Here is a 24,215-nt window from a genome sequence, read left to right as displayed (position 1 = left end):
ATTACTATTATAATCGATATACGCGCTGTGTCCAGATGTTATATGTGAACTTTATACTATAAATTAAAATGGGTACTGGAATTTTTTTGTTAGGAGTGTTGGATTATGATGCGTTTAAAAGGGATTATGATGATAGTCATAGGCTCTATGTTATGGGGGGCAACAGGTCCTATGATGGAGTGGATTTTGGACCATAGTGAGATCTCTGTCTCCATGATGCTCATTTTGCGGCTGACGCTTGCAGGCGCCGCTGTCCTTTTATTGCTGAAAGCCAGAGGCGTGCAGGTAGCGCGTCCTATGAGACAGAAGCTCTGGCTGCGCAAGATGGTCTTGTTCGGTGTCTTCGGGATGCTCGGCGTGCAGTATGGTTTCGTCCAGACGATTGCCAACAGTGATGCTGTTGTCGCCACGCTTTTCCAGTTCGTCGCTCCTGTTTATATCATTATCCTGCTGTCTATCACACAACGTTCTTTCCCGCCCGGCAGTCAGGTAATCGGGATGATCGTCGCCTTGTTCGGCTTGATCCTCCTACTGACAAATGGATCATTTTCTAGTATTTCATTGAATACAACCGCAATTGTATGGGGAGTTTTTGTCGGAATAGCCTTTACATTTTATACGTTATACCCCGTTGTACTTATGGCGGAATGGGGCGTCTTGCTGGTCGTTGGGTGGGGGATGTTTATTGGCGGGCTGACGTTATTTGTTCTCAACATCCCGTCTTTTTTCATGAATCTATCCGTGTTGCTGAACGGAACTGCCATGTTTGTTCTGCTGCTAGTTATTATTATGGGTACATTAGCCTTCATCATGTTCTTGCAGAGTATGACCTATATTACGCCTGTCGAGACGAGCGTGCTGTCTTGTTTCGAGCCGCTCACTGCTATGATTGTCTCGGTCATGTGGCTCGGTCAAATGATGGGAATCTGGCAGATCAGCGGTGCGATGATTATGCTTCTTGGTGTCGTGTGGCTGTCAGTCGGCGGCAAACGAAAGAAGACGACAGCGCCGCCTGACCCCGTTGTTCAGCATGAACCGTTTGAGCTGTAACGTCTTCATCTGTACACTCCGTATCGTATTGTGACATAATTAAGACAGCAAACATACGGAGTCAGAGGTGAAACAAATGAAGACAGTTTTCCGGTATGCCATTCCTTATAAATGGCCGATGGTGATCGCTATTCTTTTAATGCTGCTGGAATTGTCAGTTGAGCTGATCCAGCCGCTGCTGATCGGGAAAATCATAGATGACGGGATCATGCAGGAAGATCTCGGTACAGTTGCCGTGTGGGGCGCTGCGATGCTTGGTATGGCATTCGTCGCGCTCTTTTCCGGCGTTATTAACTCCTACTTCGCCTCCCATGCAGCCCAAAGTTTCGGCTATGATCTGCGGCAGGCTCTGTTCGAAAGAGTCCAGACACTGTCTCTCGCAGCTTTTTTGCGATTCCCGGCATCTAGCCTGATCACCCGTTTAACGAGTGACGTGACCATGGCGCAAAATGCCCTGTTCATGGGATTGCGTATTATGGCGAGAGCACCGCTGATGATCCTCGGCAGTCTGATCATGGCTTTTGTCGTCAATCCGAAGCTTGCGGTCTTTTTATTGGCAGGGGCACCTTTTTTAGCGGTGTTTTTAGTCGTTATGGCGAAGAAAGGTGTGCATTTATTCGGCATCGTCCAGCGCAGATTAGATGGAGTCAACCGGCTGGTGCAGGAAAACCTGCAGGCGGTCCGGCTGATAAAAGCCTATTTGCGCGGGACTTTTGAGTCGAGCCGTTTCTCTAAGGCTGCAGAAGCATTGAAAGAGGACAGTGTCCGCGCAATGCGTCTGATGGAAATGATTTTACCTGTCCTGCTGTTCATCATGAATGCGAGTTTCATGGCAGTCCTGTGGTTTGGCGCAGCCGAAGTGAGACATTCGGATATGCCGGTCGGAGATGTCGTGGCCATCGTCAACTATGCGATGCGCATGACAAGTGCGTTCTCGATGTTTTCTTTTCTGATTGTGATCTTTTCCCGTGCGAAAGCTTCTTCTGAACGAATGGAAGAAGTACTGTCTGCAGATGATGCGCTTGAATCCTTCGAAGCGGCAGACGATACATACCACGGAGCAGTGGACATCCGTTTTAACAATGTTTCATTCTGCTACCCGAATACGAAAGAGGCCGTGCTAAAACATTTGACGTTCGAAGTGAAGCGGGGCGAAAAACTCGTGATTATGGGAGCGACAGGATCCGGCAAATCCACATTGCTGCAGCTTATTCCCCGAATGTTCCAGGCGACTGAGGGGGAAGTGCTGCTGGACGGGCGGAAAGCCGAAGACTGGCCACTGGTTACATTGCGCGGCATGATCGGGTATGTGCCGCAGCAGTCGATGCTGTTTACAGGCTCTATTTACGACAATATCTCCTGGGGCAAGCAGGGGGCAAGCCTTGAAGAAGTGAAAGAAGCTGCCAGAAAAGCGCAGATCGGTGATTCGATAGAGCGCTTTACGGAAGGCTATGAAACGCGCGTCGGCCAGAAAGGCGTCAATTTATCGGGCGGCCAAAAACAAAGGCTATCGATTGCGCGTGCGCTCATTCGTAAACCTTCCATTTTAATTCTCGACGACAGTACAAGTGCGCTGGACGTAAAGACAGAAGGGGCACTGTGGAAGGCGCTGGAGGAAGAAGATACAACGATGCTGATCGTCACGCAGAAAATTCAAACTGCTCAGATTGCGGATTCCATCCTGTTGCTGTCAGACGGTGTAATTGTCGGGCATGGAACACATGCTGAATTGCTGGTATCCTCTTCATTCTACCGGGAAATTGCAGAATCTCAGCAGACGGAAGGGGTGAAGTGAGATTGAAACCATTTGGCTATGAACCAATTATCCAAAGAGAGAATTTTAGTAAACGCAATCGCAAACAGATACAGAAAGCAGGAAACTGGAAGTCTGTTCTTACGCGTATCTGGCGCTTGATCGATCAGCAGCGCGGCCTGTTGATTACGGTGCTCGCGCTCGTTTTTGTCAGTTCAGCACTTGCTTTGCTCGGTCCGTTGATGATCGGAAATATCATCGATCACTATATCATTCCGAAACAAACGCAGGGTCTCGGTGTGCAGATCGGCGGATTGCTTGCCATTTATGCCGGCTTTTCGGTTGCCTCGTATTTGCAGAATTACTGGATGGTCGGTATTGCACAGCAGACGGTTTACCGAATGCGCACGCAGTTGTTCAGCCATCTGCAAAAACTGCCCATCCGCTTCTTCGATAAACGCCAGCACGGTGAATTGATGAGCCGTGTAACGAATGATATTGAAAATGTCAGCCAGACGCTGAATTCTTCGCTAATCCAAGTGTTTTCGAGTGTCCTGACCTTGCTCGGCACGGTATCGATCATGCTGTATCTCAGCCCGCTGCTGACTTTGCTGACCATGATCATCGTGCCGCTGATGTTTTTTGCGATGCGCTGGATTACCAGAAGGACAAGTATTCTGTTTAAAGAACAGCAGCAGGCAATCGGTGCGCTGAACGGTATGATTGAAGAAACGATATCCGGCCAGCGGGTCGTCAAAGCATTTTCACAGGAGCAGCAGGTAATGGAGGAATTTGCAGAGAAAAGCGGCCGGCTGAAACTGGCAGGATTCTGGGCACAGACCTATTCGGGATTCATTCCGAAAGTGATGAATACGCTGAACAATCTGTCGTTCGCAATTGTGGCGGGTGTAGGCGGACTGCTGGCGGTCACGGGAACTAGCGGCGTCACGGTGGGGACGATTGTAATCTTCAGTGAATATGCACGGCAGTTTACGCGTCCTCTCAACGACCTCGCCAATCAATTCAATACGGTGCTGTCTGCTATCGCAGGAGCCGAGCGTGTTTTCGCCATCATGGATGAACTGGTTGAAAAAGATGAAGCGGAGGCAAATGAAATTCTCCTGAACGGTGATGTGGAATTTAAAGACGTAACATTCGGCTACGACGAAGAACCGATAGTGCGGAATATTAGTTTTCATGTAAGACCAGGAGAAACAGCTGCGTTCGTCGGTGCGACAGGGGCAGGCAAGACGACAATCATGCAGCTGCTTTCCAGATTTTACGAAGCCGGCAGCGGGCAGATCTTGCTTGACGGTGTGCCGATCGACCGGCTGCCCCGAAAAACCGTGCGCAGTCAAATGGCTTTCGTTTTGCAGGATCCGTTTTTATTTGAAGCGACGGTGCGGGAGAATATCCGTTATGGACAATTGGACGCGACCGATGAAGAAGTGGAAGCGGCCGCGAAAAAAGCGAATGCACATACATTCATCGGTAAATTATCGAAGGGGTATGATACGGTGCTGACAGCTGGCGGGGAAGAAATCTCGCAGGGTCAGAAGCAGCTGCTGTCCATTGCACGCGCGCTGGTTGCCGATCCGGCACTGCTGCTGCTCGATGAAGCGACAAGCAGTATAGACACCGTTACAGAGCTGGCGATCCAAGATGCACTGGAGAGATTGATGGAAGGCCGTACGAGCTTTGTTATCGCACATCGGCTGAATACCATTAGGCAGGCAGATAAAATTTATGTAATGGCAGAAGGTGAAATCATCGAGTCAGGCAGCCAGGACGAGTTGCTCGAACGGCAGGGTATCTTTTACGGAATGCTCCGAAATACAGATTGAATAAAAAAGCCATTTACCCGTTAAAAATCGGATAAATGGCTTTTGATTATTTCTTTTCATCAATGTCCAGTGTTTTATCATCAGTAAATTTCACGTCAAGATCGAATTCGTCGTAATCATCCAGCCCGTACCACTGGAGAATCTTGTCGATTGCTTTTTCTTTTGACGTATCACTGTCGAGCAGAATCTCCATGAACATTTTATGCATGCTGTCGATCGCATCGTTGCCTTCTTCATTTACGTTTTGAAATTCATTGACATATTCAGCGTCGGAAGGCTTGACATCTTCATAGTCGGTTTCGATTTTCTTGCCGTCTTTCTTGATAGTCAAATCAAAATCGGTGAATCCATAGCCGTCCCCCGTATTGATGGAGCTGCCTTTGTCTTCATCTTCATAACCTAATGCTGGATCATCATTATCAGGTGCCTTTTCCTTGGAAGAGCAGCCTCCCAAAATCAACATGGAGGAAAAACCAATAATCGATAACGTTCGTTTAACTGACATGAGCGACATCCTTTCTACGGTCATAATACTTATATTATGACCGTAAAAGGTGCAGGCTAAACCCTCAATTCAATATGACATAACCTTACTATTGGTCAATTCGCTGTAAAACTGAACCGAGCATCTGCCGGATTGGCAGTACTTGACCGTTCGGCAGCCGGATCTTCCCATGGTAATAGCCCACCATCTGACTCACTGACATTTTTCGAATGAAATACTGATCGAGTGTCTGACGCTGGAAAAACGGTTTGAATGTCAGACTCACATCTTCTGAGAACTTCGTCCGAATCTTCCAGGGATTCAACAAGTTTTCATCAGTACCTGTAAACAGCACGTCCTCATGGATTTTATGCATCTTCCCTTCCACGAATACGGCGTTTTCCGTCAGCCCTGTCCCGTCCGTCCAGCCGCCACCCAAATTCAGGCCGACTCGTTTGCCGCCGGTCCGCTGAGATGCCAATCCCCATTTCCATTCCGCCATGGAATTCCATACGCCGCGGCCATAATCATGGATCGCGAAGCTGTAATAAGGATTGAAATCATAACGCCGCCCGCCGATTTTAACAAACCCGCCAGTGGGCAAAATTGCATGTTTTGACGTGAAATGAAACGTGTCACGGCTTCTCGGTATGACGACATTCAGCGATTCATCTTTGTCAGGATGGATGATATGCAAATCTGCATGCAGCACCTCATTATCAAAATCTGGAATCGTCACGGACAGATGGGTTTCGCCTTGCAGGTGAACAAACTGGACAGTGAGCTGTTCGTGGATGAATTTAATACTGTCCAATGGTTGTTCCGGCATTTTAATGCGTCTGCCAAGCGGCAGGGTCAGATGTTTTTCATAAAAACGCTGTGTTTCATAATCTAATATGTAAATTTGACAAATGGCTTTATGGTCAAGATGAATGATTGTTGTAGAAAACAACAGGTCTTCTCCATAGATGCACCAATAATTCCACCGCTTTTTTTTCATGAACTGTCCTTTAAGGTTGCTGATCACTAAAGGACTGCGAGCAAATCCGATAGATTCGGGGTTGAGAAGCCCTTTAGAATCGCATAGAGGCACCGAGTCCATGAGTTCTCTTTCTTCATGCTGCATCTGTCATACCACCTTTCCTGCCTATTGTCTTTTTATGTGACACTTGATATACTCTATATTGTACCAGAAACGAGGGGCATTAGCTCAGCTGGGAGAGCGCTTGCATGGCATGCAAGAGGTCAGCGGTTCGATCCCGCTATGCTCCATATGAAATAGAGTGGTTTAAACCTAGATATGTAAGGGTTTATATACTTTGAAGGAAATGAATTGAATACGAACTGAATAGCTTATTGACCGAAAACCTTCTAATTATACTTAGAAGGTTTTTTTGCGTTGGGTAATAAACTTGGAAATAATAGTGTCAAGTTGGATTTGCAAGATGTATTGATACAAAGAGAACCTAACAGTGCAGCCGCTAAACGATCAGAACGTATGTCTATTAAACAAGCACTTGATATGGAAGTTTTTAAATTCAACTTATATAGCGTCTCTCTTATAAACAAAGTAGTTCATTGCGGGTCGGCAGTTATAGCTCAGCATCCAAACTCATTCAACTTTTGCAAAGTGTAACCGGCTTACGATATACAGTCCGTGTCTAAGTTATGAAAAAGTTTCTTACAACGTGATAAGTAATTTAATATCTTTACTTAACTTTTACACACACTAGACGTTTTATTAATAATCATAAGTTAGCATAGTAGTTGTTGCAAAGACAATACGTGATGATCTAGGGGTGATTTCTGTTCATGCAAGCAGACAGGAGGGAATAAAAATGATGAAAGATTGTTTAATTGTTACAGACTTGGATGGGACCTTATTGAATTCAAATCATGAAGTTTCTGAGCAAGATTGCAGGTGGATCGATACATTTAAATATAACAACGGAAAATTTACAATTGCAACAGGCCGGATGACTAGAACAGTTAAACAATTTATAAAAAAGCTGAAGGTTGATATGCCGGTCATAACATACAACGGTGCACAAATCTTTTGCCCAGTCAACAATAAAGTAGTGTATCAGAAATCATTGATGCTCTCAGAAGAACTGATTGAAGAAATTGCGCATGCGTCAGATTCCTTCGCGGAAATACTGATTTTTTATGGAGATCAAGTTTATGCCCTTGAAAAAGGAAAACTGATTGAAGAGTATGAGCGAAAAGAGAACGTGACATGTTCAATTATTAGGATCGAAGAAATTCCATTACATGTTATTAAAGTCATCGTGCTGTCAAACGACCAGCCAAAGTTGCTGCAATTTGAAAATATGTGTATGGAGACATTTCATCGCTGTAATTTAATATACTCGGAACGTAATTATCTGGAGATTTTGCCGACAGGAATATCAAAAGGAGAAGCATTAAAGGTTTTGAAGGAGCGCTATGCTTTGGGTGATGCTGAGGTCATCGCATTTGGCAATAATTTGAACGATATCTCATTATTGAAAGCGGCAGATGTAGGTATCGCGGTGAAAAATTCTGAGGATCAGTTGTCAGAAATCTCAGATTGCGTTTCCGCATATTCAAATGATGAGGGTGCTGTTGGCCGCCACATTGAACTGTTACTTGCGCAGTATGAACAAAAAAGTATAGGAGTGTAAAAATGAGAAATTACAAAAAATGCGTTTTTCTTTTTTTGATAGGATCCTTACTACTCGTAACAGCGTGTTCTGGAAATGATGTGAAGCCTGATGGTAAAACAGCAGAAGCTTCCTCTGGTCCGAGTGATTGGGAAGAAACGGTTAATGCGTATGAGACAACAGAAGAGTTGTATGAAAAAGCGAAAGAGGAAGGGGAAGTAGTCGTCTACTCCGCTACCTCGGCAGTCGAAAAGATCGGCTTGGCTTTTGAAGAGGCATTTCCCGGAGTCAAGGCATCTGTTACAAAAGTAAGTGATGCAGATATTTTGGAGAAAGTGAAGCGGGAACATGAATCAGGTATCAAGAATGTTGACATTATTTTTGGAAAAGGCACGAGTGGATCATGGGCAAATGAAATACTGCCGGCAAGGGTTATTTACAACTATCAGCCAGAAGAAATCATGGAAAGCATTGGACAACCTTACGGAAATTATCAAGGAATCCCTTTGATCTCCGAAGTCAGCACAATTCTTTATAATACAGATGTATTTGAAGAACCCCCAATCGACAACTGGTGGGACTTAACGACACCGGAATGGAAAAGCAAGATTCTTATGAGTGATCCCCTAGCCTCTTCCGGCACCCAAGACTTATTTATGACAATGGTCAGACATTCGGAAGAAATGGCCGCGGCATACGAGGAGAAGTTCAATGAAGAACTCGAGCTGGATGGGACAGAAAATGCGGGATATGAATTTATCAAAAGGCTATTGGGGAATGATGCGATTTTAATGAGTTCCGGAGGCGATGCGGTGGATGCGGTTACGGACTCAACAGCTGAAAAGCCTTTATTGGCCCTCTCTACTTCAGTCAAATTAAGAGATGTTGTCAACGAAGGAGCACCTCTTGATATGATTCCTGAGTTGAAACCTAGAGTATCCGTCCCGGCGACATCAAAAATCTTCCTTGTGAATGAGGCCAAAAGTGTGAGTGCAGCGAAGTTGTTCATTCGATTCATGGCAGGCGATGAAAACGGAAAAGGGGAAGGATTCAGTCCCTTCAATAATCCGGGCACTTTCGCAACAAGATCTGTCATCGAACAGGACAGTTGGATTCCTCCCCTCAATGAATTGAATGTATGGGAAGAGGATGAGGCATACAACTACAAAAATGCGAAAGAAATGAGAAACTTTCTTTTGAAAATACAATAACTTTTTTACAAGGGGGAAATGAGTATATGAAGCTGGGGGTATCCATCCAGAGTACGGGCCTGCGAAGAGACGCCGGTTTGGAAGAAAGAAAAAAGTACTTAGCAGGTTTCAAGGATCTGCAGGAATATTTGAAGTTCTTAAAATCGAACGGAATCAATAGCATCGAAATCAGGAAATATAAAGTTCAAGATGCGTTTGAAGACTTTCAGAAGGCCGTTGAAGCGATTTGGGAGAAAGACATGGAAATCACGATTCATGGGGAGGTGGCGGGCAGTCCTTCAAGCGGAAAGTGGTTCAGTGATTTCTATCCGTCACTCCTGCCAATTTTGGAGCAATTCGGCTCGTACCAGCCAAAGCTCATTATCCCGATTCATGCGTACCAATCAACGTCATTGGAAACTTCGGTATTAAAAGAAGATACGATCAACTTGTTTAATAAGTGGATATCCTTCATCCAATCCGAGGAGCTTAATGTTAATTTTGCACTGGAGAATAACCGGCAAAAGAGCGTGAATGACCCTTGTGATCATCTGGAGGGTGTGCTTGAGATCGTCAACGAAGTGAACAGTCCCCATTTAGGGATCTGTTGGGACATGGGCCATTACCGTTCCAACCTAACTCACGATCTTAAGGATAGTAAAAATGGAAACGTCCAGGATGCCTTTTTTGATAAAGTGGTCCATACACATATTCATGGTTTGAATGAACAGAGAGTGACTCATTTCCCAATTGGGGATCATGGCAGCCTGCCGCTGGAAGAATACGTCTCCGCTTTAAAGAGAGTGGATTACAATGGAGTATATAACTTGGAGTTCTCCTTTGGAAGATGGGCGGAAGAAGTGGATGTGCAACGAGAATTGTCCCGCTCTATAGAACGGTTGAATCATGCAGTCGAAGCATGACGGTACGTAAAATCTGACGAATTCAGGGTGAACAATCGAATGAATAGAACTGTCGCATACTTAAAAGAACGGGTCCTCCGCAGCCTGCGTTTTGCATCCAGGCCCCTTTCATTGATAAGTCTCATGTTAATGGCGTTTTTGTTTTATACAATTGTCATCCCGATGTGGGAAATCATCGCAGGGACATTAAATGACCAAATCAGTGCCAACGGTTATTCATTGTCCGCATGGAAAGAGGTCTTGACAAGCGATATCAGCCAGGCCCTCCTGTACAAGCCGATCTTCAACACATTCAGTATAGGTGCATTAGTCTCATGCCTTTCCTTATTACTAGGGACAGCACTGGCATGGCTTGTGACGAGAACCAATATTCGATTTAAGAAGACGATCAGTTTTCTGCTCATCCTGCCTTATATGCTGCCTGCTTGGTTGAATGCATTCGTTTGGCTGATCATTTTCAAGAATGAACGCATCGGAGGCGGCATCGGTTTGTTCGAGTACATATTTAAAATCAGTCCGCCAGATTGGTTGGCATATGGGTTTTTGCCAATTGTTTTCTCCTTGTCGACGCATTACTATATTTTTGCTTTCCTATTGGTCGGTGCGGCGCTTGGCTCGATCAAAGGGGACATAGAGGAGTCGGCGGAAATTCTTGGAGCAAGCAAATTCCAGACATTGACCAAGATCACTTTTCCGTTAGTAATTCCGGCAATCATAGCCGCGTTTATTCTTATCATCTCAAAAACAGTGGGCTCATTCGGGATTCCCGCGTTGTTAGGTCTGCCTGTCAGGTATTATACGCTATCTACGATGATCTACAACAGCATCGGAACCGGGCGGCAAGAGCAAGGGTTTATTCTGAGTCTCATTCTGATTGCGACCGCGGTCATCATCATTTACTGCAATCAAAAGATCATGAATAAACGGAATTACAATACAATCGGCGGAAAGGGGTCGAGTGAGAAGCTGACCGACCTTGGAAAATGGAGGATGCCCATCAGTCTTTCAGTTTGGCTTTTTGTCACAACGGTTAGCATTTTGCCAATACTCATTTTAGGTTTCCAAACACTCATGCTGAAAGATGGAGTGTACAGTTTGAGTAATTTGACATTGCATTATTGGATTGGCCGATCTGACCCTGACATCAGCAACGGCATTAGTGGTGTACTCGTGAACGGACGAATATGGGAAGCCTTTAAAAATACAGTTATGATTGCTCTAATCGCTTCAGCCATAGCTGCGTTCATCGGTTTGATCATCGGTTACGTCGTGACGAGGAATAAGAATTCTTTATCCGCCACCGTTATTGACCAACTTTCTTTCCTCCCGATGCTTATCCCGGGCATAGCCTTGTCGGCGATTTACCTATCGATGTTCGCCACGCCAAAATTGCTGATCCCATCGCTCTATGGGACGATAGCAATCCTTGTCCTGATCACAATTGTAAGCGAGTTACCATTAACGACTAGGGCCGGAACCAGTTCAATGATCCAAATAGGGAATGAATTGGAAGAGGCCGGAATAATTGCAGGTGCTTCTTGGACAAGGCGGTTCTCGAAGATCTTACTCCCCTTAAGTAAAAAGGGTCTTTTGAGCGGGTTCATCTTGGTGTTCATAAGTGCGATGAAAGAGCTGGATTTATTAATATTGCTTGTGACACCGAAAACTTCCACGTTAACGACCTATACCTTTGATTTGCAGGAACAGGGATATCCGCAGACTGCGAATGCGGTTGTGTTTATCATCATCACGGTGATTATCGTTGTATACTTGTTGATTACTATCGTGGGGAAAACAGATATAACAAAGAGCATAGGAGGAAGATAAAATGAGTGAAATCCTATTAAAAAATATCAATAAATACTTCGGTAAGAGTCACGTATTAAAAGACGTAAACTTAAAGATCGAAGAAGGGGAATTTATGACACTGCTAGGTCCGTCAGGCTGCGGAAAAACGACAACACTCAGGATCATTGCGGGACTCGAGAACCCGGAGGAGGGTCTTATAGGAATAGGAGACAAAGAAGTTGTCAATGCAGGAAAAGAGCACTACCTCCCGCCGGCTAAGCGAGATTTGAACCTGGTTTTCCAGAGCTATGCATTATGGCCGCATATGACGGTTTTTGAAAATGTATCGTTTGGTTTAAGTGTAAAAAAATTCAATAAGAAAAAAATTCAACAAAAGGTGGAGGATGCTCTAGAACGTATGCAAATCAAGCATCTTAAAGATCGGTCCCCCTCTGAATTATCTGGCGGACAGCAACAACGGGTCGCCATTGCCCGTGCGATCGTCACGGAGCCGAAAATTTTATTGCTAGATGAGCCGTTGTCCAATCTTGACGCGAAATTACGGGTGGAAATGAGAGCCGAGTTGAAACGGTTGCATCATGAACTGAAAACAACCATCGTGTATGTGACACATGATCAGCTTGAAGCATTGACACTTTCCACAAGAATCGCCGTTTTTTTTGACGGTGAACTGATTCAGGTGGACACGCCCCAGAAGTTGTATCATCAACCAAATGACCTCAGGGTAGCCGAATTCATCGGAAACCCGTCTATCAACCTAATTTCAGGGACGGTTGCAACAAAGGGAGTTTGTAGAAAATTGCACACTTCCCTTGGGACGCTATCGTTTACAAGTAAAGCCGGGTTCCCTGAACAAGTCACCATGGCGCTTAAACCGGAAGATGTGTTTATACACCAAAAGCCCTCGGAGAATAGTGTGGCGGGTGTCATTTATTCAGTTCTGCCAGCGGGGGCGGAGACATTCATTCAAATAAAAGTCGACGGTGAGCTGCTGTTGGCCAAGGTCATTGGCGATGTCGATTTTCCGATGAATACGCAGGTTTGGATTACTTTTTCCTTAAAAAATTTGAATGTATATGATAGAACAAATAATCAGCGTCTTCCAATTGATGATGCTATTTTTGTAAAAAATCACATAAGTTTAAAGGCGAACTAAGGAACCGACCTGCGAGTGGTTATTGTGAGTTGGGACGTTCTGTGGCACCTGCTCTCTTGAAAAAATAACTTTTTCGAAGAATGTTCATGTTCAAGAAGGTGCTGCTCCGTTCAGGCCATCAGTATAAATTGCTATAAACGCTCGCCTTGCTTCAGATAGTTTTACAAACTAAAACCAATAAAGGTAATTAGACCCTCTGCCTGTTCATATACATGGGCAAGGAGGGTTTTTTTTGTATGACAGAAAAGCAGCAGTGCGGTATGCGGACAAGTGGTGGGACAGCAGGAATCCAGCTTTTCCTGCTTTTGAAGATGATTGTACTAATTATATTTCGCAATGTTTGCTGGCCGGCGGGGCACCGATGCACGGTTATCCGAATCGGGAAAAAGGCTGGTGGATGCGCAATGGAACATGGAGTTTCAGTTTTACAGTCGCCCACTCACTGCGCTGGTATTTAGGAACATCTAAAAAAGGACTGACAGCAAGGCAGGTCAGTACGGCGGAGGAACTCGATCTCGGCGATGTGATTGCGTACGATTTCCAGGGGGACGGCCGATTTGACCACTCGACGATTGTAACAGCGAAGGACGGCACCATGCCGCTCGTTAATGCACATACGTATAACGCCTATCATCGGACTTGGGACTATAAAGATTCCTATGCGTATTCACCGAATGCCAAATATATTTTCTTTAAAATTAATGATCAATTCTCCTGAACAGCATGGAATAGAAACGGGTGTTTTCATTTAGACTCTAGTAACTGACTGTCTGAATGAGGTATACTGAAAATCAGAAACTTATTTGCAAAGGAGAAGGTTGAGTGTGAATGAACAAGCATTATCGGTACGGGAGGCCATCGTTACGCGCCGCTCGATAAAAAACTTTAACGGACAGCCGATCGAACCTGAAATCATACCGGAAATTATAGAAGATGCCGTATGGGCACCGAATCATGGAAACCGTAATCCTTGGCGTTTAATAGCTGCAGCGGGAGAACAGTACGACGAGCTTCTGGAAGTGCTGAAGGAATTCGGCGTGGCCAACTGGAAGCAGCTTTCTGACGAAGATCTGGAGAAGCAAATGAAAAAATTTACTTCAGCCGGCGCAGCAGTTTTTATAGTTGTGCCCGAAGATCCGCGTCAAAAAGAACGTCTGGAAGATTACGCGGCAGCGAGTATTCTGATTCAGAACATTCAGCTGCTGGCATGGGATAAAGGAGTCGGCACTTGCTGGAAAACACCGCCGTTCCTGGATAACCCGAAATTCCGCGAACGTCTCGGCGTAAAAGCGGGTGAGCGCATCATCAGCATGCTGCAATTCGGCTATTTCGATGCGGCACCAAAAGCAGCGCCCCGCAAGCCGGTAGACGAAATCGTTACTTATTTTGGCGAAACCGCACAAGATACAGCAGAATGAACAGCAGTCAGGCTGCCCGGGACGATTCCGGGCAGTTTTTTTAAAAAATGAAATGGGAACCGGTTATCGTTGTCGCGCGCCAAAAAGTGCCCACCGCGAACCAAAAGTCTCCGTGCGCGCGCGAAAAAGCCCGATCCACGCGCCAAAAGCGTCCATCCCCGCACTAAAAACCCCCATCCGCGCACCAAAAAGCATCCATGCCGCACCAAACCCTGCATTAAACGCGCCAAACAGTCAATCTGCCGCACATTTCATCCTGCAATCAGATAAAGCTCAAGCAAAAAACGGTTCGGAAAGTCTGATGTACAGAACTTTCCGAACCGCTATTTTTTACTTCAACGACAACTTTTCCACTTCATCATAATAACTGCTGATTACACGCAGCCCTTTGTCGAAGTTCTCCAAATGAAAATGTTCATTCGGGGCGTGGAAGTTTTCGGTATCAAGACCGAAGCCCATCAAGACAACCGGCAAATTAAGAATTTCATCGAAAGCCGCTACAATCGGAATCGAGCCGCCGCCGCGTGTATAAACTGTCGGCACGCCGTATACTTTCTCATATGCTCTGCCTGCCGCCTGAATCACTTCATGGTCATAAGGCGTCAAATAAGGCTTTCCTTTATCGAATTCGGTAACAGTGACCGTACATCCGACAGGTTCATGCTCTGCGATATGCGCTTTCAGTTTGCTGATGATATCGTCGGGATCCTGATCCGGGACTAAGCGGCACGTGATTTTCGCGCCTGCTTCGGAAGGCAGCACGGTTTTGATGCCTTCGCCTGAAAAGCCGCCGAATACGCCATTGATTTCGAGAGTCGGACGGGCCCATACGCGCTCTGTGTAGGAGTAGCCCGGTTCGCCGGTCAATTCCTTGACGCCTACTTCCTTCTTTATTGCCTCTTTATCAAAATCAAGTGCCGCCCAGCCCGCACGCTCTTCTTCCGTCAGGTTGCGGACATCATCATAAAATCCGTCAATCGCAATCGTGCCTTCCTTATCCCGGAATGAAGTCAGGATTTCGGTCAACGCATGGATCGGATTCTGCACACCGCCTCCGTACAGTCCTGAATGAAGGTCGCTTTTTGGACCTTTTACATCGATCTGCACACCCGCGAGACCCCGCAGACCGTAACAGATGGCCGGCTGTCCGGGAGCGTACATGCCTGTGTCAGAAATAACAATCAGATCAGCAGCTAGTTTATCTTGGTTCTCTTTAATATAAGCTTCCAGACTCGGACTGCCGATTTCTTCTTCGCCTTCAATCATCAGCTTGACATTGACAGGAAGTCTGCCGTGCAATTGCAGGAGCGCCTCGATCGCTTTGATGTGCATGAACACCTGGCCCTTATCATCACTCGCACCGCGCGCATATAATTTATTATCACGGATTGCCGGCTCGAATGGAGGAGTTTTCCACAAATGAAGCGGGTCGACAGGCTGAACGTCATAGTGTCCGTATATCAAAATAGTGGGCTGGTTTTCTGCATGCAGCCAATCAGCATAGACAACGGGTTGTCCTGCTGTTTCTTCTATTGAAACATTTTCGAGGCCGGTCTCTTTACATTCATCGGCAAGCCATTCCGCCGCTTTTTGCATATCCGCTTGATGCTCTGATAATGCACTGATACTCGGAATGGTTAAGAATGTTTTCAACTCATTCATGTGGCGCTCCCGATTTTGCGTGAAATATTGATCTGCTGATTCAAATGTACTCATTTTAAAACCTCTTTTCTGTATGCTATTTCTACACAACAGTATAGCAGAATTTTAATGCATATCAGGTTTAGACGCTTATTGACACGGGAATCAATGAATAAACCTGCAGAATATCGATCGTTTCATATTAACGGCTTATTCATTATCTATGGTATAATAACGGAATAACAAAAATGCAGAAGTGGTATAGCGACAGGGAATCGCTTGTTTATTTAATGAGAATAGCTGGGGGAGACGCAATTGTTTATTGCATTGGGACTTTGTTTGTTTGTGTCCTTTTTTTTATCAGGAAGTGAAACTGCACTGACAGCCTCAAACCGAATGAAAATTCAGTTTCGGGCCGATCAGGGTGATATTAAATCGATTAAACTGCGTAAATTACTCTCAAAACCGGACCGTATGATTACGGCCATCTTGATTGGGAATAATGTTGCCAATATTTTGATGCCGACAATCGTGACGATGATTGCGATTGATAAAGGGCTGCACGTCGGCTTGATGACGGGAATTTTGACAGTGGTCCTGATTATATTCGGCGAAGTGCTGCCGAAGACAATTGCTGCGACATTTGCGGACCGCATCGCGTATATTGTAGCGCCGGCGATCACATTGCTCGTTAAATTATTCACTCCGTTGACGGTTATTTTGGCACAATTTACTAATTTCTTTGTGCGTCTGATTTCAAAAGGCGCCGTGACCGAAGCAACCTTAACCAAGGAAGATGTACGGTCGATGGTGGATATCGCGTCGACTGAAGGAACATTCGGTCAAGACGAATCAATTCGTTTGAAAGGTGTTTTGGATTTCCGCGATAAAGACGTCATGGATGTGATGGAAACGCATCGCACCGATATCATTTCATTATCAATGGATTCGTCATATGAAGATGTGCGGGATGTCGTGCTGCAATATTTCTATACGCGTTATCCTGTATATGAAGAAAGTATTGACCGGGTCGTCGGTATTTTTTATTCCAAAATGCTGATTGAGTGGTCCATGTATCCGGAGAAGAAGTTTTCAGAGATGCTCGACCGGCAGCCTTTATTCGTGGTGCAGACAGCCAGTGTGGAATTGGTGTTCAAGCGCATGCTGACACAGAAGAAACACATGGCGATCGTGCTCGATGAATATGGCGGTACGCTCGGTATTGTGACACAGGAAGATATTATAGAAGAAATGATCGGGCAGGATATTGAAGATGAGACCGATGTGGCGGAAGATGCGATGGTATTCGAAAAGGATGAAAATCTGCTGATCTGTCAGGGACGCCTGGATATTGAGGATGTGATTGAGCTGCTGGACGTGGAGATTCCGACCGACCATGATACAATTGGCGGTTTTGTTTTCCAAGAACTCGGACATATTCCTGAAGCGGGCGAAGTGTTCCAATACAATTCATTGCGATTTGAAGTGATAGAAATGGACCGCACAAAGATTCTGCGGTTGCAGATTACAAAAATTGCGGATGAAGAAGAGCTTGTCGAGGCATAAAACGATGTCAAGCAACCTTACACAAATGTAAGGTTGCTGAAAGAGAAAGCGATGGTTTGTCCCGTAACGGTCTGACATAATTAGGGTACCAGTTCAAACGGAGGTACTAACTTATGAATTCAGACTTAAACGCATTATATGAAGAATATGGCCGTTATATATATCATCTATGTCTCAAATTGACCCGCAATAAAGAAGAAGCAGAAGATCTCATGCAAGACGTATGGGTGAAAGTGGTACGATACAGCGGTGAAATGAGTGAAGTCAACCGCATGAAAGCTTGGCTTACTACCATCTGTATGAATACATTCCGTGACCGCTACCGAAAAAATGTGCGTCACAGCCAGTACGTTATGAACCAGCCTGATACATTAGACGTTCCGATTCTAGATTTGGTTCCCAGTGATGCAAAAACACCTGTGGAATTAATTGAGCAGAATGATATTCAGATGCTGGTACAGCAGAAAATTGGACAGCTTGACGGCATTTACCGCAAGACCATTGAGTATTTCTACGTTAATCAATATTCACTGGTCGAGATTGCCGGCTTGATGAAGGTTTCCATCGGCACAGTGAAGTCCCGCTTGTTCCGCGCGAAGAAGTATTTGAAAGAACTTCTTGTACAAGATGAAGCAGCCCAAGAATACGTAACTGCCTAAGCTCACATTTATTGTGGGCTTTTTTTTGTGGGATTTTTCTGGTGTGATGTTAGTTTGTGCGGGTTCCGTGCCTCGACTTTGCAGGATGGTTTTGAATGAAGTGTGTGTTTGCAGTTTGGATCCGCTTCGGCGCTGGGGGATTGCCTTACATCTCTGCTTGTCAGAAAAGAGCATCGCGGAATGATCATAGTACCCGCTCAAGCGCTCATAGCCCGGACTCAGCCGCTCATACACACCAGCCAAGTGATCATTCCGCCCGGCTGCGTGATCATACAGCATCTCGCCGTGATCATTGAACCAGCTTCTGCGCTCATAGCCGCCCCGCAGTTGCGCCTTCGCTGGTGTGGGAAACGTATGACATGCTGCTTTTTGGCAGGGTGCGGAATTAATTGGTGTGATTCCGTTTTCTCGACTTTGCAGGGGGTTTGAACGAAGTGTGTGTTTGCAGTTTAAACTCGCTTCGGCGCTGGGGGATTGCCTTACGCTATGAGCTTACTGGCGAAGAGCATGCCAGCAGTCTCATAGCAACGGCCGACCCCCAGTTGCGCCTTCGCTGGTGTTGGTAAATGTATGTCATGCTGTTTTTTACCAGAGTGTGGATAAGTTGACTTGTTCCCGTTACTCGATTTGCAAACGCATTGATCACAAGATTCTTAGCCCTTACAGAATGATAAGTAGTGCATGAAACACCACTCCTATCATAATAATCTCAGATATTATGCTCATACTACCTGCTCACATAAAAAGTATTGAAAAACAAGCCAGTGTACCGGAGTGGAAGGCGGCGACTCTGGGAGGATCAGCCCGACAGGTGAGACAACTTGCGGGAGCGAAGCGAAATTAGCGTATAGAAGAAACTCTGTATTGCCTTAATTTTTGCAAAGAGCGCAAAAACACGGCAAAGCGAACCCTTCGTTGTTCGCTTGGCTCACCGCGGGCCCGCAAGACAAGCGTCCGCCTGGAACGCAGGGGAACGGTCTTACCCCACTCACAAACTCCTCAACCGCATACCAAAAAACAACCTCCTTCATACTGAGAAGGAGGCTGTTTAACGTTTATTCAGTTGCTTCCGCGAGCTGTTTGTTCAGGTCTGCAAGCCGTTCTTCCATGCCGGCGAGGCGGCGTTCGGCGTTCTCGATCATCTTGTTGTGGCCCGTTGACTCCAGTTTCTCGATATCGCCCTGCAAACTGATGTAATCCATTTTCAGACTGGCAATTTCTTGTGTAAGCTGCTCTTTGTTCATTGGGAAAACTCCTATCTGCGATTTTCCCTTAGTGTAACATATCCGGCCCTTTTCCGTTTCGGAAACTCCAGCAAATAACGAATCGCCTCCAGCAGCTTCTCCTCGCCATCCCCGACATTCAGCCGCAGCTGACGCTTTACTGCGCGTTCTCTTCTTGCATCATGCAGCAATAGCTCCATAATCGCATTCAGCAGATTCGACTGTGTCACTTTGCGGCCAAGCCCGAGGTGAATGAAACCGTTCTGTTCCGTCGGGAAACCGAGGTTTGATTCGAAGTCGTTTTGGGCAAGCACTATACAAGGCACACCGATGACTGCCACCTCATAGGGTGTATAACCGGCATCGCATAAAATCATATCAGCCTTCGAAAAAACTTCCGTATGATTTTGCGGGGCGCGCAGGACCCTCGTGTTTCGCCGGCTGAGCGCCATCATTTGTATTTCACTTACGTCATGAGTATAATTTGAGCCAATTAAAACAGACACGTTCAGCGGGATCTGCAGTTGCTTAATATGCCGCAGCGCCCGATACGTCAAGTTTCCGGGATCTTCGTCGCCGAATGAAATCACCAGATGCGGCGAGTCGGCAGGCTTTTTTCGTTTCAGCCCTGCACCGCGGCTTCGTTTCAGTGAAGGATCCGCTGCAAACGTCTCATGACCGGCAGTGTAATGATCAGGAAGCGTCTCATGCGTTTCCTCGTAAAGTGTCTGGACGACTAAATCAGCTAAATGGCCGCCTTCGCCAAAATCATCAAAATGCAGAAGGCTTGGCACTAACTCCTGAAGCTTGGCCACTTCTTCTCTGTGGCTGATACCGCCGTCCCGAATGAAAAGGTCGGGCTGCAGATCGGCAACATGCTTCAGCAGGGAAGAAGGACCATCCACTGAATAATAGGGGAAATCGGTGTTTGGCTGTATTGTTTCCGTGTCGTACAGGAAAGTTATTTCTGCTTCGGATTTCAGAGCATTTGCAAGTATTGCTGCACGTCGCAGAGGATAACTTCCTTTTCCGTCTGTTGTAGAAAGATACATCGCTATTTTTTTTTGGACCTGTTGTTCGATTGGAACCACCCTTTCTGAACCTGCTGCGTTCCTCTAAGCCTATGAAAATGTATAATAGTTTATTACAATGAAGAACGGGCAGGGCAGTTCTCCTGCCGGTCGTAATGAAAGGGGTCCTTGCAGAAATGTTTGATTCATTGCTGATGGACTTAATGTTCGTCGTATTAATCGGAGTAGGTTCACAGTGGATTGCATGGCGTACCAGAATGCCGGCGATTGTCGTGATGGCGATTGCAGGTTTGCTGGTCGGCCCGATATTCGGCTTGATCAATCCGCAGCAGTCGATGGGAGATTTATTCGGTCCCATCATTACATTTGCAGTTGCCATTATTTTATTCGAAGGCAGTTTGAATTTGGATTTCAAAGAGATTAAGGGGTTTGGCCGGCCGGTTGCGCGAATCGTCACATTTGGTGCGTTCATCGCCTGGATAGCGGGTTCGCTGGCGGCTCATTATATTGCCGGACTTTCATGGGAAGTGGCTTTCATTATCGGGGGGCTGTTCATCGTTACGGGGCCGACCGTGATTCTGCCTTTGCTTCGGCAGGCCCGTCTGAAACCGCGTCCTGCTGCTATATTGAAGTGGGAAGGAATAGTCGTCGATCCATTCGGCGCGTTGCTTGCAGTTTTTGCGTTTGAAGCGATCAAATTCATCAATAATGAAGTGACTGCAAAAACGATGCTGCTGTTCGTAGGGGCATCTGCATTCTCCGTCCTGCTTGGCTGGGGAACAAGCCGTATTCTCGGATCGGCATTTGAAAAGGGAAGAATTCCGGAGTATTTGAAAGCGCCGATTTTATTCGGACTGGTCTTATTCGTCTTTGTTCTTTCGGATGAAATCATGCATGAAACAGGATTGCTCGCTGTCACGGCAATGGGGATGACGATGGCGAATATGCCGCTGACGACTTTGCAGGACATCCGGCATTTCAAGGAAAATATTTCAGTGCTGCTGATATCGGGAATTTTCGTTATGCTGACTGCTTCGCTCGATCCGCATATATTGATTGAAATATTGAACCCGAAAATCGTTCTGTATGTACTCGCGATGCTCTTCGTTGTCCGCCCGCTGTCAATCTGGCTGTCAACTATCGGCACGGACTTGACCGTAAAAGAAAAGACGCTGATCGGCTGGATTGCACCGCGTGGAATTGTAGCGCTGACAGTGTCGGGGTACTTTGCAACTATCTTGCTGGAAAATGGCTATAAGGATGCAGAGCTGCTGACAGCGCTGACGTTCGCGCTCGTATTTTCTACCGTAGTCGTGCACGGCTTCTCGATCGGCTGGCTCGCGAAGAAGTTGAATTTGACGACACCTGCAGAAACCGGAGTTGTTTTGATCGGGAGTTCCCGTTTCACAGCAGAACTTGCAAAGTCTATTCAGGATGATGATCATCAAGTGCTCATTATGGAAGATTCGTGGGGCGGTCTGTCTAATGCGCGGAAACTTGGCATTCCGACGTATATGGGCGATATTCTCTCCGAGCACACAGGGTACCACTTGGACTTGACGCCTTATCGCTATATTTTGGCCATGACTAAAATGGACACGTATAACGCGCATGTATGTGCGGACTTTACACCTGACCTGGGCCGCGACTTGCTTTTCCAGACGATGACGCATAAGCGGACAGCAGACAGGCAAATTAATTTATCGACGGGGCAGTTATTGTTTACACCCAGCCTGTCGATCAATGAACTGGAAGAACGGATGACTTCGGGCTATGTCTTCCGTAAAACACTGCTGACGAATCAATACAGCTACACACAGTATCTGCGCGAGCGGGATGATCAGTCGATTTTGCTGTATATTTTACGGGCAAATGGGGATATGGAATTCTACACAGCGGAAAAAGAGCTGCAAGCACAGACCGGCGATACGATTGTCACACTCTCTACACCAAATAAAACCATTGAACGTACGATTGACCGCCTGGAAGGTAAAAACAGCAAGAATACCGCGAAAAAAGAAATGATAGAAACTAAATTCCTGGAAGAACAGCCGAATGAAAAACCGGAACTGCCGGGAGAAGCTCCGCCGAAACTAAATAATATGCTGAAATGATTACTTGAACTTCTGCAGATGGGCTGTCCGAAGAATCAGAAATGATTCTCCCGGACAGCCTTTTTTTGAATGAGTGAACTAGCAGAACAAGCCGACGCAGGGCCTTGCCGCGCCAAAACAGACGGGGAACGAACCAAAACCTCTGAAAACCGCGCGTTACGCAAGAATTGCCGCACCAAAGCGGCCCCCAGCCGCGCCAAAACAAACTTTCAGCGAACCAAAACAATCTCCCATCGCACCAAACGCGTTTTGTCTTTTATTATGGAAAAATGAGGAGATATCTCACACCGCTTTATTTCATGAAACATCCAGGTTTATGTGCAGCTGAATAAGGGTATTCATTAGACACATGTTAGGAGAGATACATAGTAGGTTTCACCCGTATATCTGAAAAAAGTTGACAGTTAAAGTCTTTATACAGGCAGTCAGAGATAATTGATAATTTAGAATGCGTTCTTTAGCCCGATTGGCTGACTAACTGACTTTCAGTAGAATAGGGGTAATGAAGAAAATTCCTTAGGAGGTGGATGCGATGAATGCTGTAATGGGGTTTGCAAGCGCTGCTGAACAACTGCAGCGGTATGACGCAGTCCGAAGAAGGAATGCGGAAAATGCCTATGATAAACAGACAGAGTTTCGCCAACAGGCGAATAAATCCTTAGAAGATCTGGAAGCACTGCTGCGCGGAGAGCAAAAACCCGCTGAACAGGTTCCCAATGAAAAAGCTGAATTCCAAAAGCTTGGCGCAGGTCAAGTAAAGAACATCGCCATCCCGCTTGGCAATAACTTAGAAGAAACGATTGATCTTTGGCGCGATGTGCGCAGAGAAGCCTATTCCGTGCCGGAACCGACAACAGCGGATTACCAGCTTGGCAGCAAAGCATCGGCAAAAATTGCCCAGGCTGAATTGCAGCTGTCTCTTCATAACCGGGCCAAAGTACTTCGCGAGCAGATGTCAGCTGTATCCGCACGTACAGAAGCCGTACCTGCAGATGTGGCAGCAGACCGCCTGCAAAGACGTTACGAGAATGCTTTTTCCGTCTATGATATTCAAAGTCAGGCCAGAATTAACGAGTATCAGATAGAACGTCCTGAAATGAATGTCAGTGTCTGATGGAGTTGGAAAGTATTTTCGTCAGCAGGCAGCTATAAGTCATCAAAGTCCATTTTCTGAAATTCAGTGAAGTGGGCTTTTTTTTATTTATGATTTTGAGGGAAGAGGTTTTTTAATTGGCAAAAAAACAAAAATCCGCGAAGACCAATGCCATCCGAATTATCGAAAGTGAAAACATCGACTATGAAGTGCGCAGTTATGAGATAGAAGATGGTCAAAACGATGGGGTTTCGGTAGCAGCTAAAACCAATACTCCCGCAGCGAATGTCTATAAAACGCTCGTTGCCGCGGCAGGCAAAACAGACCTCCTCGTGTTCATCATCCCGGTGGCAGGCGAGCTGGATCTGAAAAAAGCAGCCAAAGCAGCAGGTTTCAAAAAAGTCGATATGCTGCCGATGAAGGATCTGACGAAGGAAACGGGCTATGTAAAGGGTGGCTGTTCGCCGGTCGGAATGAAGAAAGAACTGCCCACATTCATTGATTCACAGGCAGAAACGCTGGACTATATCTTTGTCAGTGCAGGGAAAGTAGGCTTGCAGATGAAGCTGGCCCCGCGTGACCTGGCTGCTGTCACGAAAGCTCAATTTGCAAACATTGT

General features: G+C 46.0%; 21 protein-coding genes and 1 tRNA gene. 17 read left to right on the top strand and 5 right to left on the bottom strand.

What is annotated here, in order from left to right:
* The first annotated feature begins 105 nt into the window (after positions 1-105).
* The 3 genes from NCCP2331_RS06210 (at position 106) to NCCP2331_RS06200 (ending at position 4,647) form a co-directional block, all read left to right on the top strand.
* Entirely contained in the window at positions 106-1,050 is a 945-nt protein-coding gene (locus NCCP2331_RS06210) for a DMT family transporter (RefSeq protein WP_251669324.1), read from the top strand.
* A 76-nt stretch (positions 1,051-1,126) separates the two neighbouring features.
* Positions 1,127-2,845 carry an ABC transporter ATP-binding protein gene (locus NCCP2331_RS06205; protein WP_251669322.1) on the top strand — a complete coding sequence of 573 codons (1,719 nt, stop codon included), beginning with the start codon at positions 1,127-1,129 and terminating at the stop codon, positions 2,843-2,845.
* Positions 2,842-4,647, top strand: coding sequence for an ABC transporter ATP-binding protein (locus tag NCCP2331_RS06200; RefSeq protein ID WP_251669320.1), 1,806 nt, complete (start codon positions 2,842-2,844; stop codon positions 4,645-4,647). The genes NCCP2331_RS06205 and NCCP2331_RS06200 overlap by 4 nt, the downstream gene beginning before the upstream one ends.
* Positions 4,648-4,693: 46 nt before the next feature.
* Here NCCP2331_RS06200 and NCCP2331_RS06195 read toward each other — a convergent pair whose 3' ends face one another.
* A complete protein-coding gene (locus NCCP2331_RS06195; protein WP_251669317.1) occupies positions 4,694-5,152 on the bottom strand; it encodes a YusW family protein in 459 nt (152 codons plus the stop codon).
* Between the two features lie 88 nt (positions 5,153-5,240).
* Positions 5,241-6,257, bottom strand: a complete 1,017-nt coding sequence (locus NCCP2331_RS06190; RefSeq protein ID WP_251669315.1) for a DUF2804 domain-containing protein — start codon at positions 6,255-6,257, stop codon at positions 5,241-5,243.
* A 73-nt stretch (positions 6,258-6,330) separates the two neighbouring features.
* Here NCCP2331_RS06190 and NCCP2331_RS06185 point away from each other — a divergent pair.
* From NCCP2331_RS06185 to NCCP2331_RS06145, 9 genes are all read left to right on the top strand, one after another.
* Positions 6,331-6,403, top strand: a tRNA-Ala gene (locus tag NCCP2331_RS06185).
* Between the two features lie 566 nt (positions 6,404-6,969).
* Entirely contained in the window at positions 6,970-7,794 is an 825-nt protein-coding gene (locus tag NCCP2331_RS06180) for an HAD family hydrolase (RefSeq protein ID WP_251669314.1), read from the top strand.
* Between the two features lie 2 nt (positions 7,795-7,796).
* Positions 7,797-8,984, top strand: coding sequence for an ABC transporter substrate-binding protein (locus tag NCCP2331_RS06175; protein WP_251669312.1), 1,188 nt, complete (start codon positions 7,797-7,799; stop codon positions 8,982-8,984).
* Positions 8,985-9,010: 26 nt separating this feature from the next.
* Positions 9,011-9,886 carry a sugar phosphate isomerase/epimerase family protein gene (locus tag NCCP2331_RS06170; protein ID WP_251669310.1) on the top strand — a complete coding sequence of 292 codons (876 nt, stop codon included), beginning with the start codon at positions 9,011-9,013 and terminating at the stop codon, positions 9,884-9,886.
* A 39-nt stretch (positions 9,887-9,925) separates the two neighbouring features.
* On the top strand, positions 9,926-11,713 hold the full coding sequence (locus NCCP2331_RS06165) for an ABC transporter permease (protein ID WP_251669307.1): 1,788 nt from the start codon (positions 9,926-9,928) through the stop codon (positions 11,711-11,713).
* A 1-nt stretch (position 11,714) separates the two neighbouring features.
* Complete coding sequence (locus NCCP2331_RS06160; protein ID WP_251669305.1) at positions 11,715-12,851, top strand: ABC transporter ATP-binding protein; 1,137 nt, start codon at positions 11,715-11,717, stop codon at positions 12,849-12,851.
* 232 nt (positions 12,852-13,083) lie between these two features.
* Entirely contained in the window at positions 13,084-13,569 is a 486-nt protein-coding gene (locus NCCP2331_RS06155) for an amidase domain-containing protein (RefSeq protein WP_251669303.1), read from the top strand.
* Between the two features lie 106 nt (positions 13,570-13,675).
* Complete coding sequence (locus NCCP2331_RS06150; protein WP_251669300.1) at positions 13,676-14,269, top strand: nitroreductase family protein; 594 nt, start codon at positions 13,676-13,678, stop codon at positions 14,267-14,269.
* Positions 14,238-14,633 carry a hypothetical protein gene (locus NCCP2331_RS06145; RefSeq protein ID WP_251669527.1) on the top strand — a complete coding sequence of 132 codons (396 nt, stop codon included), beginning with the start codon at positions 14,238-14,240 and terminating at the stop codon, positions 14,631-14,633. The genes NCCP2331_RS06150 and NCCP2331_RS06145 overlap by 32 nt, the downstream gene beginning before the upstream one ends.
* On the opposite strand, the gene NCCP2331_RS06140 is transcribed toward NCCP2331_RS06145, so the two are convergent.
* On the bottom strand, positions 14,600-15,985 hold the full coding sequence (locus NCCP2331_RS06140) for a dipeptidase (RefSeq protein WP_251669298.1): 1,386 nt from the start codon (positions 15,983-15,985) through the stop codon (positions 14,600-14,602). The genes NCCP2331_RS06145 and NCCP2331_RS06140 overlap by 34 nt on opposite strands.
* 240 nt (positions 15,986-16,225) lie before the next feature.
* Here NCCP2331_RS06140 and NCCP2331_RS06135 point away from each other — a divergent pair, with 240 nt between their 5' ends.
* Positions 16,226-17,476, top strand: coding sequence for a hemolysin family protein (locus tag NCCP2331_RS06135; protein WP_251669289.1), 1,251 nt, complete (start codon positions 16,226-16,228; stop codon positions 17,474-17,476).
* Between the two features lie 113 nt (positions 17,477-17,589).
* Positions 17,590-18,135 (top strand): RNA polymerase sigma factor, encoded by a 546-nt coding sequence (locus tag NCCP2331_RS06130; protein ID WP_153720777.1) that lies wholly within the window; start codon positions 17,590-17,592, stop codon positions 18,133-18,135.
* A 1,055-nt stretch (positions 18,136-19,190) separates the two neighbouring features.
* Here the strand turns inward: NCCP2331_RS06130 and NCCP2331_RS06125 are convergent.
* The gene (locus NCCP2331_RS06125; protein WP_153720778.1) at positions 19,191-19,379 is read right to left on the bottom strand and encodes an SE1832 family protein; all 189 of its coding nucleotides are present in this window, start codon (positions 19,377-19,379) and stop codon (positions 19,191-19,193) included.
* Positions 19,380-19,390: 11 nt separating this feature from the next.
* The gene (locus NCCP2331_RS06120) at positions 19,391-20,449 is read right to left on the bottom strand and encodes a CMP-N-acetylneuraminic acid synthetase (protein WP_251669286.1); all 1,059 of its coding nucleotides are present in this window, start codon (positions 20,447-20,449) and stop codon (positions 19,391-19,393) included.
* Between the two features lie 116 nt (positions 20,450-20,565).
* Between NCCP2331_RS06120 and NCCP2331_RS06115 the strand changes: the two genes are divergently transcribed.
* The 3 genes from NCCP2331_RS06115 to ybaK form a co-directional block, all read left to right on the top strand.
* Positions 20,566-22,503 (top strand): cation:proton antiporter, encoded by a 1,938-nt coding sequence (locus NCCP2331_RS06115; RefSeq protein WP_251669284.1) that lies wholly within the window; start codon positions 20,566-20,568, stop codon positions 22,501-22,503.
* Positions 22,504-23,035: 532 nt separating this feature from the next.
* Positions 23,036-23,617: a hypothetical protein gene (locus tag NCCP2331_RS06110; RefSeq protein ID WP_251669282.1), complete on the top strand. Its 582-nt coding sequence runs from the start codon at positions 23,036-23,038 to the stop codon at positions 23,615-23,617.
* A 116-nt stretch (positions 23,618-23,733) separates the two neighbouring features.
* The coding region (gene ybaK / locus NCCP2331_RS06105; RefSeq protein WP_251669279.1) for a Cys-tRNA(Pro) deacylase at positions 23,734-24,215 on the top strand (482 nt) is incomplete at its 3' end.

This window comes from Sporosarcina sp. NCCP-2331, assembly GCF_023707945.1.
Taxonomy (GTDB): Bacteria; Bacillota; Bacilli; order Bacillales_A; family Planococcaceae; genus Sporosarcina; species Sporosarcina cascadiensis.
Note: the sequence above shows the minus strand (reverse complement) of the source record. Positions and strands in the feature narration are given on the sequence as shown.